The following is a 12,825-nucleotide window of genomic DNA, read 5'->3' as shown; positions in this document are numbered from 1 at the left end:
ATGCCAGACCGTATCGTTCGGGTTATCTTCGGAATCGTCTTTTTCACATTGGCTGCCTGGATGTTGCCCTCATCCAATTGGGCGGCCACCCTCTACGCCAAGCAGGATGACGTGAAAGTCAATGCGGAGAAATCTCCGACCTCAGCCGTCATCGCCACCCTGGCGCTGGGAGATGCCGTCACCGTGCTAGCCGAAGAAGGTCGACTGGCCAAAGTCAAAACGAACACAGGAAAAACCGGCTGGGTGTTTAAATTCCGACTGGCAGAAGAGAAACCCTCTACCGGTGGTGGCGGGCTTGGCCTCTCAGGCCTCACGGGACGGAAAACCATTGCCGCGCGAGAGTCACGGGCAGGAGGTAGCATTCGAGGTCTCAAGGAATCCACCGAACAATATGCCAAAGCCAAAAATATCAAAAAAGAAGACCGTGATGCCGTGGATCGCATGGAAGCCTTTTCCATTGCCCCGGATGAATTGATGCAGTTTAAAAAAGCGGGAAACTTAGGAGAATTTTCGGGAGGTGTCCAATGAATACCGGCAAAGTTTTAGCGGGTGTCAGCATTCTGAGTTTCCTCCTGTCCAGCATGGGATGCGCTGGATCGCAATCCGGGCAATCGTCACAACAAACGGATCTCATTGGAGGTATCGGAGCGGCCCTTGGCATGAAACAACAGAAAATCGACCTTCTGAAAAAAGGCGTCGGCGTCGTTCAAGCGATGGAGCCTATCGGAGAAGAAGAGGAAATCACGTTGGGTGAAGCGGTGGCGGTGGAAGCCTTTAGCCGTTTCGGCGGTGAATATTCCAATCCAGCCTGGACACGCTATATCAATCTGGTGGGAAAGACGGTGGCGGAAGTCTCGGACCGGCCAACCCTGAACTACCATTTCGCCATTCTGAACAGTCAGGAACAGAATGCCTTTGCCGCTCCCGGTGGCTACATCTTCATCACTGTCGGGCTGTTGAAGACCTTGAACAATGAAGCCGAATTAGCGGGCGTGTTGGCCCATGAGATTGCGCATGTCACCCAGAAACACATGCTGGACGCCATTCGCCGTGGGGCCCTGATGGGCAGTGTCTCGGAACTGTCCCTCACCGCCATGAAACAGGATCCCGCGATGTTCTCCAGCGTCATCGACGAAATGACCGACCTCTTGTTCACCAAAGGTCTGGACAAAGACAAAGAATTTGAAGCCGATGTGGTGGGCGTAGAGTATGCCTATCGGGCAGGCTATAACCCGCAAGGACTGGAAGATTATCTGCAGAGCTTGGCCAAAGAAGAAGGGCATGTGGAATCCAAGTTTTTCACCACGCATCCTTCCACCACCCTCCGCATCTCCAAAATCGATACGCTCTTAAAGAATTATTCGGACATCAAAGGTCTGCCGTTTCTCACGGAGCGCTTTCACCAATACGTGAAGGCGGGATAAGGCTTGGCAGGTTTGAGGATTTGCTGGTAAGCGAAGGCATCGCACGTGTTTTCCCCATTCTTATGCTCACGTGATTTTCTGTGTTGCCGGGTCTCGCCCCGGCAGGCGAGGCCCTTTTGTTTCGGCAAAAGGGCCCAAAACCATTGACGCCCCGTCCGGCTCATGGGAGCGGAGGGACGCCAGCGTGAGGAGGGCGGACCAACTCGCCAGGCTCGAACAAGGCCCGCCACAACAGAGAGCGTCCCTCCTGTGGGGCCAGACGGCAGGCGTCCGTCATAGGTGAGGGAAGCACATGGAGTAAAAGAACCCTTTGGAAATTAATTGAAATCACTATAGGATAAAACAATGTCCCTTCGTATACTTATTGTTTCGGCACACAGAACACAAAGGAGTGACACATGAAATACAGAGTGTTGATTGAACAAGACGAAGATGGGGTTTTTGTGGCTGAAGTCCCGTCTTTACCTGGTTGCCTTTCCCAGGGCCAGACTAGAGCCGATGCGCTGAAGAATGTTCAAGAAGCCATCGAAGTGTATCTAGAAAGTTTGAAGGCCCACGATGAGCCTATACCTCCGTCTATAAACGAGGAGGTCGTTGAGGTAGTTGTGTGAGCGTCTTACCGAGGATATCGGGACGGAAAATCGTCGCTGCCTTGTCCAAGGCAGGGTATGAAAAAGACAGGCAGAAAGGCAGCCATATTGTCCTCCGTCAAGTGGAGGCACCACACCGGCGTATTGTCGTTCCCGATCATGATGAGGTCGCCAAGGGAACATTGCGTGCAATTATCAAACAAACCGGATTGACAGTAGAGGAATTCAAAGAACTCCTGTAACCCAGCATTTAAAGCAGATATTACTATTGGCGCGCCAATCAGCCGCGAACTCAGTTATGTGCCATAATTTAGCTGGAATGTCATGAAGCAGGTCTACATGATCACCTACCCAACGGGGAAGATATACATTGGAAAGGATAGTTATGGCAGCTATCGATACTACGGTAGCCCTGACATGGCCGTGGTGAATGCAGATTTTAAAAGCCTCCCAGAGGAAGTTCAGAAGAGCTACAACATCAAGAAGGAAATTCTATGGGAATCGGCAGATTGCTCTGAAGCTGAACTAACAGCGAAAGAAGTAGAATTTATTCGCAAGTATGAGTCCAATAATCCTTCGATAGGGTATAACCGATGGCCGAAATTTAAATAGGTACGCACCCACCACATCAAACCCACGGTATGTCATAAGCAAATAATATACACCGTTGCACGGATACCACTCATGCCAAGTGCTACAATTAAAATTTTTCTTGTCCACGGAGACCCCAAGCGGCTCCGAACAGCAGAATTGTCCAACTGGACCGGCAAGGCTGTCGCCGGTCCGCGAAGTGAATTTGATATCGTGCTTGCCCGTGATGAATCGCAAAATTCAGGCGTCTACTTTCTTACGGGCAATGATCCTGAAACCGGAAAGAGCGCGGTATATATCGGAGAGGCGGAGTCAATTCGTGAAAGAGTAAAAATCCACCTTAACAAGGATTTCTGGAATCAAATCGTGTTTTTCACGAGCAAAGATGAAAACCTAACAAAGGCCCACATTAGATATTTAGAAGGTCGCTTAATTGAACAAACTAAAGAGGCAGCCCGTGCCGAGGTTAAAAACGGACAAAGTAGCGGCGCACGTCTCCCAGAATCTGACCGCGAAGATATGGAGATCTTTCTCGATAAGATCCATCAACTTTTGCCAGCTCTTGGGATTGAGGTTTTGGTCCCAACAACGGCAAATGCGAAAACTGCCGCTGAGATTGAATTACTTTCCTGCGAAATAAAAGGGCTTAAAGCCTCTGGTCGATTAACCCCAAACGGTATTGTTGTGTTTGCGGGGTCACACGCCGTTCTAAATGAGCGTGCTTCTTCTCAGAAGTATCCATGGCCACTCAATATGCGACAAAAGCTAAAAGACGAAGGCGTTCTGTCTGTGGAAACTGATCATCTTTTGTTTACCCGAGATGTAGAGTTTTCCAGTCCAAGCGCTGCTGCTTCAGTGATTCACGGTGGTCATGCTAACGGACTTATCGCATGGAAAAACAAAAATGGCAAGACGCTCAAAGAACTTGAATCCGTATAAGACAAAACCTAAATAACAGTATTTGCTCAGGTCTCGGAATCAAGCACTACCCCATTTTCTCTCAATTGATCAGTCTCCCTCGAATATTGATTATTGATCATTGGTGGCCGATGGAATGGACGAACTTACCCAAGTAGAAGGAAAAGGGGGACAGGGTGAACTTCAAACCGAGCGTGGTCTCAATGGAAGGATTACCAGTAAAACGTGTAGCCAGGTGAACACCTCGCACGGGTGTCCCCCACTCTCAAGTCCACGTGATGTTTAGTGTTGCCGGGTTTCGCCCCGTCAGGCGAGGCCCTTTTGTTTCGGCAAAAGGGCCCAAAACCATTGACGCCCCGTCTGCCCACATGTGAGCGGACGGACGCCAGCCTGAGAAGGGCGAACCAACTCGCTCAGCTCAAACAAGGCCCGCCCATTAAGGAGAGCGTCCCTCCTTTTGTCCAGACGGCAGGCGTCGGAGTAGAGAGAAAAAATGGGGGCGTGGAAGTGGTATAGTATTTTAACTTTCAACTAAGACACTTCGTTTTTCAATATACCCTCTAGGGAGCTGCCTGGGGTGAGGGAGAAAGCCCTATTTGAAAGTTAATACACTATACAAGGTCCACCATTGACCCCATCCTATTTTTTAGAAAAACTCCAAGAACACACGGGACTTAGCAGTGCGTTAAATTGCAGAATTCTCCTCGTGAGTAAGAAATACAAAGACAAGCTCTGTGTCTACTGCTCAACGACCCTTTCCGAGTGTGCAGACCACGTTATTGCCCGAAAGTTCGTTCCCAAAACTCATCGCGAAAGGATGCCGAAGGTTCCATCATGCTTTACTTGTAACCGAGTCAAGGCCGACTTGGAACGACAGTTCACCGCACTCCTTCCCTTCGGCTCCGACCACGAAGCGGCCACGACCACTTTGATTAACGATGGGTCCAGGCGGCTCAACAAAAATCCTGCTCTTCGAAGGAAACTTCAACAAGGGCAGCGGAAAGTAACAGTCCCGTTTACCGGCCAACTCGTATCCACTCTCGCACTCCCTTTCGAGGGAGAAGATTTCCTCAGGCTGTGCGAGTTCATCGTCAAGGGGCTAGTGTGGCATTGCTGGAAACATATCATACCACGGCAGTACATTGTGGAGGTCCGGTTTCCCACAAACATTGGTCAAGTATTTTTTGCGGACCTTCTTCAGAATTATCCTCAAAATATCCGTACACAGTCGTTCGCAAATGGAGCATTTGAATACAGATGTACCAGGTACAACCAAGACATGTCCTTTACTGTGTGGCGTCTCAGATTCTACGGAGATTTAACCCTTGCGGGGGTGGACCCTCAAGGACAGCCGGTTCCCCTTCAAATCTGGGCGATAACCGGACCGCCTGAAATCAACCAAATACTCAACCAGTTATAAGAACAGGGGGGAATTCTACTTTAACTATTCCTGTTCTGGGGATAACTTTGCCAAGCTTATGAAACAATACGTCAATCAGAATGAAATTTACAGAGTGAGTTCGTATACTATGCCCGTCCCGTATTTTATTGTTAGCACCATTCTGGAGAGGGGCCAAAATGAAAGAGCTCACCTGCATTTTTCTCATCCTCCTTACTCATCCTGTCCATGCCGGTACACTTGACACACTCAATCAGCTACTCGTCGAATACGGCCGAAAACCCTATATCGGTTTCATCACCGAAGGGGATAAGCAGTACCATCTCATACTCGAATTCGGCGTTGAGCAATGGAAAAGTGGAGTAAAAGCAAGTCATAGGGATCAGCAATGGTTTCTCCAATGTACGCACGACTCACATGCGGCGCAGGACACCTCCTGTTCGCTCGTACGAACTGTTTTCGATCAGATTTTCCCTGAACGCCAGACGGACTGCAACACTTCTAAACACTCGAGCACAGATGGAACGTTGGAACTTTTGCGAACGGATTGGCAGCAAGGCAAACTGGACTTAAATATCGTGCATGGCGACGGTAGCAAGACGAACGTAGTCATCGACATGAGTTATGACAACAACCGAATATTCCTCGAGACACTTGCAAGTGGCATCACAGGAAGAAGCGTCTTGGGAAGCCCCAGTGTTCTGGAGTTCAAAATTCCTGAATACACATATACCAAAACGGTCACTGTTCTGATGAAAGGTCTGAAAGACGATTGGCAGAGACCTTGGGACGAGGCAGTAGCAAGGCTTAGTCCGAAAGATCGTGCAGAATGGGAACGATTGCAGAACTCAAAAAATAAATTCCTCACTCCGGTTTTCGAACAAACTGTTGATCGTCTCAGAAAGGAATATGCGGAGAACGATCGTCCTCTATCCAATGATGAAGATGAGACTATCATTCACAGGATGGGAAAAGAATCGGACGAAATTGCAGCACCCGTGCTTGCCAAGGCAGTTCACGAGTGGCTTAACAGTTCTTCCATGTCTCAAAACGGGAAAGACAAGATATCTGCATTTTTGCTTGGCCCCACGGGCACAGAAACCTTTGCGGTTCCTTAACTCTAAACCAAGATAAATCAATGAGCTAGAAAAAGAATCATTCCTTGAATTTGCTGAGCCGAATAGGGCTCTGTTGTTGCGAGTTTCGTGTGGAGGAATGAGGAAGCAGTCCGCAGGCAAAGGCTTCAGGAAGCAGGTGAGACAGATGGAGGCAGAATTTCGTCAACAACAGATTCGTTCCCCTACCCTGACCCTAAAAGTTTCACCTCTCCTGCTCCGACGCCTGCCGGGGCGAAACCGGGCAACACAGTACATCACGTTGAAACGAGGAACAGAGGACAAGTCTGTTGTTGAGAGTGTCGTGTGGAGGTTTGGGGAAGCAGGTGAGACAGATGGAGGCAGAAATTCGTCACCAACAGATTTGTCCCCATATCCTGACCCTGAAAACTTTCACCCCCCCCCCTGCTCCGACGCTTGCCGCCCATCCCATGATCGGACGCTCTTTTTCTTGGCGGGCCTTGTGTGAGCCCTTCGAGAATCCCCAGGACAGGCCTGGCGAGTTGGCCCGCTCTCTCGTGGTTAGCGTCCGTTCAATCAGATCAGACGGGCGGGGCGTCATTGGTTTTGGCTACTTTTGCCGAAACAAAAGTGGCTCGTCTGCCGGGGCGAAACCCGGCAACACAGAACATCACGCTGAGACGAGGAACAGGAGACAAGTCTGTTGTTGAAAGTTTCGTGCGTAGGTATGGGGAAGCAGTCCGCAGGCAAAGACTTCAGGAAGCAGGTGGGAAAGTAGAGACCAAAATTCGTCAACAACAGATTTGACCCCATACCCTCGAATCTGGGGATTCAGACACTCTTGCCGAAATTATTGATCGTTCAACTTGAAGATTCCCCGATAGCTTGCTGCAGGGTTCTTCATTCCTGGACGCTTGTCCAGATATCACGAGAGTAGACCTGACCTTCATGGCTCGTCGCACTGACGCGTTGCATTGTTTTAGTGGCGTTGCCTAACATTAGGGATGAGCCGCACAACGGTATCGGTCTCCTTCCCGTTGTTAGTGATTGATTCTGATTCGCCAATAACCGGGGCGACGGTGCACATGAGCCACTGCGACAACCCTGAGCAAGTCTGAGGTGGAACTGTAGATGAGGAAGTAGGGAAACCGAGTCAACAAAAGCCTGCGTAGGTCGGCATCAATTTGAGAACCGATCTGAGGGTACTCCATGAGTCGCACTATGGCGCGACGCACCTCCTTACCAAAACGTTCGCCAAGGCCTGTGACATTTTGCTCATAAAAGGCTGCAGCCTCGATGAACTCTTGTTCCGCCTCCGGATGAAATTCATATGTCATTGACGCAGACGTGACTGCAGATTCTCAAATACGCGCTCGCCGGGAACACCTTTTACCTTGCCTTCGACAAGCTCCCGATGTCGCCTCTGCCCCTCTTCGAGCCAAGCCTGCTCAACATCGTCGTCAGATGGAGCATCAAGTTCGGTTATAAGCGAACGAAGTAATTGCGCTTTCTCCTTAGCGCTTAATGACCTGATCTCCTTCTCAATCTTTTCAATTGTGCGGGCCATAACTATGTCCTCCCATTTTCTACTGAGGCAAGTTTACCAGATACCAATGTGGACCGCTAACAGACCAGACCTCGCGGCTGAGAAGTAGGCCGGGGGCCCTAAGCATGAACCGCCTGCGCCACCAGCCGCACCCCCAGCGCCCCGCAGACCTTGACGATAGTGTCGTAGCGTGGTTTCGCATCGGGGCGCAGCGCCTTATACAAGGCTTCGCGAGTCAGCCCGGATGCCTTGGCGATTTCGCTCATGCCACGCGCACGGGCAATGTCGCCCAGTGCAGACGCCAGCAGGGCCGGATCATTCGCCTCCAGAATATCCGTAAGATAGGCCGCAACAGCTACCTCGCTATCGAGATACGGCGCAGCGTCAAAATCGGGTAAGTCAACCGTCTTAATACGTTTGGCCATGGTTATCTCCGTCAATTAATCTAGTAGAGCTGCCAGCGACTTAGCGCGCTTGATATCCGTCTTCTGGGTGCGCTTGCTACCACCGGCGAGCAACACAATCAAATGAACGCGGCGCCTTACGAAATATATGCGCCAGCCCGCGCCGAAACGGATGCGTAGCTCCGACACGCCCTCGCCAACCGGCTCAACATCCCCCATCAATCCGAGTTCAAGGCGCTTGATGCGTGCAATTACCACCCCGCGTACCGCCTCATCGGATAAACCGTCGAGCCACTTGGTGAATTGAGGTAGTGGCTTGACTAAAAACATAAAATAACTGTAATCGAACGATTACATTCCGTCAACCTCAGAACGAGGGGCAAACTTATTGTTGAGAGTTTCGTACGCAGATTGAAGAAGTAGTCCGCAGCAGGGGCTTCAAGGAGCAGGTGGGAAGGGGAAGACAGAAATTCGTCATCAACAGATTTGTTCTCATACCCTGACCCTGAAACTTTTATCTCCCCTATTCCGACGCCTGCCGCCCGTCCCATAATCGGACGATCTTTTTCCTGGCGGGCCTTGTGTGAGCCCTTCGAGAAACCTCAGGACAGGCCTGGCGAGATGGTCCGCTCTCCCGTGGTTAGCGTCCGATCAATCAGAGGAGACGGGCGGGGCGTCAATGGTTTTGGGGCCTTTTGCCGAAACAAAAGGACCTCGCCTGCCGGGGCGAAACCCGGCAACACAGAACAATCTGTACCAATCACAGGAGCTCATTGGGAGGTCTGCTGCCCGAGCTCTTGGGCCAGCCCAATGAGAATTCCTTCGGGACCTCGGATGTAGCAGAGCCGATACGTGTTTTCGTACCGGACCACTTCGCCGACGAGCTCCGCGCCGCGTTTGCCGAGCCGTGCGAGCGTATCGTCGATGTCCTCCACGGCGAACATGACACGTAGGTAACCGAGAGCATTCACCGGCGCGCTACGGTGATCGGCGACCACAGGCGGCGCGAGGAATCGCGACAACTCGATCCGGCTGTGACCATCCGGCGTACGCATCATTGCAATCTCGACCCGCATGTCGCGCAATCCGGTGACGCCATCTGCCCAGTCTCCTTCAATTGGGGCGCGCCCCTCGAGCTCGAGGCCAAGTTCGGTGAAGAACTCAATGGCGGCATCAATGTCTTCTACCACAATGCCGACGTTGTCCATACGCTTGACGGTCATGATGTCTCCTTGGCGTCTAACAATGTTCCGGATCTTCCAATTTTTATCCGGATCCCACGGCATCGAACTTTCTGAAGATAATCACATGATCGTTCCCAATTCAATGAGTTCATCCGAAGGCATCCGGTCGCATCTTCTTCCTTCATTGTTCATGGAATTCCCTGGCATTTTCGGTCACTGATGTGTGCTCTTAAACCATAAGGGCCCTAGGATTTCACTTAACGTGCGACACGGAGCATGGGGAAAATGGGCTGTGAACTGCCAGCCTGAATTTCTCCCACCACCTCGAACCCGAAGCGCCTATAGAGAGGAATATTGACCGGGTTAGTCGCCTCAAGATAAGCGGCAACGTGAGCCTCATCACACACTTCAACGCCCTGCGCAAGCAATGCACTGGCGTACCCCTTGCCTTGAAACATCGGTTCAACGCCAATGGCAGGCAGGTACCTGTGTGCCACCGGCGGATGTGAGGCGCTTGCCTGTTCTAATATGGCAAAGACCTCCCCTTGCCGTTCAGTGGCCACACCTTCTTGCAAGACCGGGCCGAGCGCCTCTTCGTCAGGACCGACGCCGGGAGGTAGCCAGAGCGCTACGGCTTTAAAGTCCTCGGAACGATAGGCCGATCCGTGGTCGAAGGCGCGTCCAGCAAAGTATTTCAGTGCTTGTGGGAAGTAATGCAGATACTGGTTTGCGTCGGGAAACATCCAGCGAACGAAGGGATCGCAGATAAACGCGGTCACGAGAGCGGCGATTGACCTATCGTATTCGGATAGCGATGCGCGTGTTGCTGACGGTGCGAACATTTTCCCTCTTGGAATGATGGTGAGGTGGGAAGGTATTGACTATGGCCACAGGAACTGCGAGCAAACGTGACTGCGGCCAAATGCCGCGTGCAGCGCTTTGTTAAACTCTTTTGGTTTTGCTTAACCTATTCCCCTGTTCATGTTGTTCCATACCATTTTCGGTCACTCATATGTGCCCCGAAACACAAGGGTCACACGATTCAGCCATTCTCGATGCGACGGCATTTTTGTACAATGGTGTAAATATGTCAAGAATTCTGATCTTTATTCATCGCGCTTTCGTAGATCTTTCTTCGCTCACTGCCAGTCAAATATCTGCTCCCGTCCGGATGAGAAAATATGATGACCAAAATCTCGCTGAACCCTGTCTGCTTCACCTGGGCACAGATCCTTCGCCTCCCGCTCAGGATGACATAGGTTGATGGCTCTTTTTTCTTATGTTCACCCACCTGTGCCACGATGATCTTCGCTCATTCTGGCACAAATCTTTAATGAGGATTTTGGAAAAATCAAGATACTGAGAAATGCGGTTTCTCGCTCAAGGCTCACAGAATTTCATTTGATACAATGAATTCATTAACGTGTTAGGCTTCATTAATTATCCCGCTACAAATTCTCAAAGATTCAACTATGGCTGATTGTTGCAATGACAAAGTGTGTGAGATTGAGGTACTGCGTGATCGCCAAAGCTCAACGCTGAAGATCGTGCTGGGTATCAATGCGGTCATGTTCTTCGTCGAACTCATCGCAGGCCTGCTGGCCGGCTCTGTTTCCCTGATCGCTGATTCGCTGGATATGCTGGGCGATGCCCTGGTCTATGGCTTCAGTATTTACGTCGTCGCGCGCGGCGCAAGAATGAAAACCAAGGCCGCTCTTCTCAAAGGCGGAATTATGGCGGCCTTCGGGCTCTTCGTGTTTGGCCAAGCGATGTATAAAATGATTCTTCCCCATGTTCCTGTATTCGAGACCATTGGCCTTATTGGCTTACTTGCGCTTGCCGCCAATAGCCTGTGCCTTGTGCTGCTCTGGCGCCATCGAGCCGATGATATCAATATGAGCTCGGTCTGGTTATGTTCCCGCAACGATATTATTGCGAATGTGTCGGTGCTGGGTGCCGCCATGGGCGTATGGTTCACCGGTTCAGGCTGGCCTGATATTCTTGTGGGTTTGGGACTCGCGGCTCTGTTTCTACGGTCGGCGGTATTCGTCTTGCGGGGGGCGATGAGAGAGCTTCAAGTGAACCATCAATCAACTTAACCTCATCCCTCGCAGCCAAAAGCCCCATTGAATCTCCCTCATTTCTGGCTGCTCCACCTGGAACAAATCCTTCACTGTTGATTTTCCGAACAATCGCTCTATTCTGCCAGGAAATAGACTGGTGCGGTCTCTCTCTGGATAGCCCTCGAAATCTCGAGGCCTCTGATGTGCAGGCAGGAGAGGCCATTCCCATTCATGGCAAGGAATCCGCTATTCAATTGCTGGTGATTGGAACCGACGAAGAGTCGAGGGTTGCCCGTGAAACATTTCAATGTCTGAGAAATGTCCGATGAACACAAGCGAAAACGTATTGGCCAGACGAAAATGCCCTTCAGGAGCTGACAAAACCATTCTCATTTAGTTGATTATCAACAAGGCAACATCCATTCTGTGGATAAACCATTTTTAGATGATCATGATGAGAGTTTGAAGGCACTCCCGAAGATCAACTAAATCAAAAAAGTCAAGACATAATCTGCAATCTACCTTTACGACTACGCCAAAAATTTATCACCCCTATATGTAGTATCTAAAAATAATTTCCATACAATGCCCAAAATATGTGCATTCCGCTCATTTCTTTATCAATCCTTCAGAAAAAGGCCTGGCCTGGCCATTAACCACCAAGTTATCCACAAAATTTGTGGACGGCATTTTTCTCTCCTGGTCTGTAATTTGCCAATTATAAAAATTTGATATTTTTTAATGCCTCCGATCATTATCGCGGCATGATATGGTCTCTATAGCAATTGCCACTTCCTGATTTACAAGGATTTTTCATTCACCCATGGCCCGGACACTTCAACAGGTTCCCCAACCGCCGACTTCCCTCGACATTCGGATCGTGACCTATAACATTCACCGGTGTTGCGGGATGGATCGTCGAATCATGCCCAGACGGATTGCGGAAGTTCTGTCGGACCTGCATCCGGATGTCATTGCTCTCCAGGAAGTCCTAGGGCTTGGCCCCAAGGGCCGGGGACAGGATGAACTGCTTGGTGCGTTGATGGGGATGGGGTGGGTCATGGCATCTGCCAGGCTGCGTCACGGATATCCCTTTGGGAACATGATTTTAAGCCGATTCCCGATCGTCAATGATGCACAACATGACTTGACCTGGAGAACCCGGCGCGGCCGATGTTGTCAACGCGCTGACCTCCGACTGGGTAATCAGACCTTACATGTCTACAACGTGCATATGGGGACGGGTTTACGGGAACGCAAGTATCAAGCGGAGAACCTGGCTATGATTTTGGACCAGCATCGAGGGGCCGGACCGAAAATCATTCTCGGGGATTTCAACGAGTGGGGGCGTGGTGTGACCACCGATATCCTCACCCCACGATTTCAGAGCCTGGACATTCGCCCCTTTGTCAAACGACGACGGACCTATCCGGGATTTTTGCCGCTCTTGCATCTCGACCATATCTTTTATGAGGGCCGGATTGACGTGAACCATGTGCATCTTCCGAAATCTCGTGCTGCACTCATCGCCTCAGATCACCTTCCGCTCGTCGCGGACCTTCGCATTCATTTCTAAACTTGTGTTTTGCATTTTTTCCGGACTGTTGATCCGAACGTCGATATTTGAATG

16 protein-coding genes are annotated in these 12,825 nt (G+C 50.5%); 10 read left to right on the top strand and 6 right to left on the bottom strand.

Annotated elements, in window-relative coordinates:
• The 8 genes from ACTRXD_RS19925 (at position 1) to ACTRXD_RS19890 (ending at position 6,040) form a co-directional block, all read left to right on the top strand.
• The gene (locus ACTRXD_RS19925; RefSeq protein WP_442433532.1) at positions 1-528 is read left to right on the top strand and encodes an SH3 domain-containing protein; all 528 of its coding nucleotides are present in this window, start codon (positions 1-3) and stop codon (positions 526-528) included.
• On the top strand, positions 525-1,424 hold the full coding sequence (locus ACTRXD_RS19920; protein WP_442433531.1) for a M48 family metalloprotease: 900 nt from the start codon (positions 525-527) through the stop codon (positions 1,422-1,424). The genes ACTRXD_RS19925 and ACTRXD_RS19920 overlap by 4 nt, the downstream gene beginning before the upstream one ends.
• Positions 1,425-1,822: 398 nt before the next feature.
• Positions 1,823-2,035, top strand: coding sequence for a type II toxin-antitoxin system HicB family antitoxin (locus ACTRXD_RS19915; protein ID WP_442433530.1), 213 nt, complete (start codon positions 1,823-1,825; stop codon positions 2,033-2,035).
• Complete coding sequence (locus tag ACTRXD_RS19910) at positions 2,032-2,256, top strand: type II toxin-antitoxin system HicA family toxin (RefSeq protein ID WP_442433529.1); 225 nt, start codon at positions 2,032-2,034, stop codon at positions 2,254-2,256. Before ACTRXD_RS19915 ends, ACTRXD_RS19910 begins: the two co-directional genes overlap by 4 nt.
• An 82-nt stretch (positions 2,257-2,338) precedes the next feature.
• Positions 2,339-2,626 (top strand): GIY-YIG nuclease family protein, encoded by a 288-nt coding sequence (locus ACTRXD_RS19905; RefSeq protein ID WP_442433528.1) that lies wholly within the window; start codon positions 2,339-2,341, stop codon positions 2,624-2,626.
• Between the two features lie 72 nt (positions 2,627-2,698).
• Positions 2,699-3,544, top strand: a complete 846-nt coding sequence (locus ACTRXD_RS19900; protein ID WP_442433527.1) for a GIY-YIG nuclease family protein — start codon at positions 2,699-2,701, stop codon at positions 3,542-3,544.
• Between the two features lie 844 nt (positions 3,545-4,388).
• Entirely contained in the window at positions 4,389-4,943 is a 555-nt protein-coding gene (locus ACTRXD_RS19895; protein WP_442433526.1) for a hypothetical protein, read from the top strand.
• Between the two features lie 158 nt (positions 4,944-5,101).
• Positions 5,102-6,040, top strand: coding sequence for a hypothetical protein (locus tag ACTRXD_RS19890; protein ID WP_442433525.1), 939 nt, complete (start codon positions 5,102-5,104; stop codon positions 6,038-6,040).
• Between the two features lie 998 nt (positions 6,041-7,038).
• Here the strand turns inward: ACTRXD_RS19890 and ACTRXD_RS19885 are convergent.
• The 6 genes from ACTRXD_RS19885 to ACTRXD_RS19860 form a co-directional block, all read right to left on the bottom strand.
• Entirely contained in the window at positions 7,039-7,335 is a 297-nt protein-coding gene (locus ACTRXD_RS19885) for a type II toxin-antitoxin system RelE/ParE family toxin (RefSeq protein ID WP_442433524.1), read from the bottom strand.
• Positions 7,332-7,565: an addiction module protein gene (locus ACTRXD_RS19880; protein ID WP_442433523.1), complete on the bottom strand. Its 234-nt coding sequence runs from the start codon at positions 7,563-7,565 to the stop codon at positions 7,332-7,334. Before ACTRXD_RS19880 ends, ACTRXD_RS19885 begins: the two co-directional genes overlap by 4 nt.
• A gap of 98 nt (positions 7,566-7,663) precedes the next feature.
• Positions 7,664-7,969: an addiction module antidote protein gene (locus ACTRXD_RS19875; protein WP_442433522.1), complete on the bottom strand. Its 306-nt coding sequence runs from the start codon at positions 7,967-7,969 to the stop codon at positions 7,664-7,666.
• A 15-nt stretch (positions 7,970-7,984) separates the two neighbouring features.
• The gene (locus ACTRXD_RS19870) at positions 7,985-8,278 is read right to left on the bottom strand and encodes a type II toxin-antitoxin system RelE/ParE family toxin (RefSeq protein WP_442433521.1); all 294 of its coding nucleotides are present in this window, start codon (positions 8,276-8,278) and stop codon (positions 7,985-7,987) included.
• Between the two features lie 440 nt (positions 8,279-8,718).
• Positions 8,719-9,171 (bottom strand): VOC family protein, encoded by a 453-nt coding sequence (locus ACTRXD_RS19865; RefSeq protein WP_442433520.1) that lies wholly within the window; start codon positions 9,169-9,171, stop codon positions 8,719-8,721.
• A gap of 218 nt (positions 9,172-9,389) precedes the next feature.
• On the bottom strand, positions 9,390-9,974 hold the full coding sequence (locus ACTRXD_RS19860; RefSeq protein WP_442433519.1) for a GNAT family N-acetyltransferase: 585 nt from the start codon (positions 9,972-9,974) through the stop codon (positions 9,390-9,392).
• A gap of 630 nt (positions 9,975-10,604) precedes the next feature.
• On the opposite strand from ACTRXD_RS19860, the gene ACTRXD_RS19855 reads away from it, so the two are divergent.
• Positions 10,605-11,231: a cation transporter gene (locus ACTRXD_RS19855; protein ID WP_442433518.1), complete on the top strand. Its 627-nt coding sequence runs from the start codon at positions 10,605-10,607 to the stop codon at positions 11,229-11,231.
• A gap of 787 nt (positions 11,232-12,018) precedes the next feature.
• Positions 12,019-12,771 carry an endonuclease/exonuclease/phosphatase family protein gene (locus tag ACTRXD_RS19850; protein WP_442433517.1) on the top strand — a complete coding sequence of 251 codons (753 nt, stop codon included), beginning with the start codon at positions 12,019-12,021 and terminating at the stop codon, positions 12,769-12,771.
• Positions 12,772-12,825: the final 54 nt, after the last annotated feature.

Origin of the sequence: Nitrospira sp. T9, assembly GCF_052156535.1 — a bacterium.
Lineage (GTDB): Bacteria > Nitrospirota > Nitrospiria > Nitrospirales > UBA8639 > Nitrospira_E.
This window is presented reverse-complemented; position numbering and strand designations above follow the sequence as displayed.

What these genes read in the sequence shown, in the direction of transcription:
- ACTRXD_RS19925 (WP_442433532.1), top strand. Translation starts at nt 1, where the DNA reads ATGCCAGACCGTATCGTTCGGGTTATCTTCGGAATCGTCTTTTTCACA.
- ACTRXD_RS19920 (WP_442433531.1), top strand. Translation starts at nt 525, where the DNA reads ATGAATACCGGCAAAGTTTTAGCGGGTGTCAGCATTCTGAGTTTCCTC.
- ACTRXD_RS19915 (WP_442433530.1), top strand. Translation starts at nt 1,823, where the DNA reads ATGAAATACAGAGTGTTGATTGAACAAGACGAAGATGGGGTTTTTGTG.
- ACTRXD_RS19905 (WP_442433528.1), top strand. Translation starts at nt 2,339, where the DNA reads ATGAAGCAGGTCTACATGATCACCTACCCAACGGGGAAGATATACATT.
- ACTRXD_RS19900 (WP_442433527.1), top strand. Translation starts at nt 2,699, where the DNA reads ATGCCAAGTGCTACAATTAAAATTTTTCTTGTCCACGGAGACCCCAAG.
- ACTRXD_RS19890 (WP_442433525.1), top strand. Translation starts at nt 5,102, where the DNA reads ATGAAAGAGCTCACCTGCATTTTTCTCATCCTCCTTACTCATCCTGTC.
- ACTRXD_RS19885 (WP_442433524.1), bottom strand. Translation starts at nt 7,335, where the DNA reads ATGACATATGAATTTCATCCGGAGGCGGAACAAGAGTTCATCGAGGCT.
- ACTRXD_RS19880 (WP_442433523.1), bottom strand. Translation starts at nt 7,565, where the DNA reads ATGGCCCGCACAATTGAAAAGATTGAGAAGGAGATCAGGTCATTAAGC.
- ACTRXD_RS19875 (WP_442433522.1), bottom strand. Translation starts at nt 7,969, where the DNA reads ATGGCCAAACGTATTAAGACGGTTGACTTACCCGATTTTGACGCTGCG.
- ACTRXD_RS19870 (WP_442433521.1), bottom strand. Translation starts at nt 8,278, where the DNA reads ATGTTTTTAGTCAAGCCACTACCTCAATTCACCAAGTGGCTCGACGGT.
- ACTRXD_RS19865 (WP_442433520.1), bottom strand. Translation starts at nt 9,171, where the DNA reads ATGACCGTCAAGCGTATGGACAACGTCGGCATTGTGGTAGAAGACATT.
- ACTRXD_RS19860 (WP_442433519.1), bottom strand. Translation starts at nt 9,974, where the DNA reads ATGTTCGCACCGTCAGCAACACGCGCATCGCTATCCGAATACGATAGG.
- ACTRXD_RS19855 (WP_442433518.1), top strand. Translation starts at nt 10,605, where the DNA reads ATGGCTGATTGTTGCAATGACAAAGTGTGTGAGATTGAGGTACTGCGT.
- ACTRXD_RS19850 (WP_442433517.1), top strand. Translation starts at nt 12,019, where the DNA reads ATGGCCCGGACACTTCAACAGGTTCCCCAACCGCCGACTTCCCTCGAC.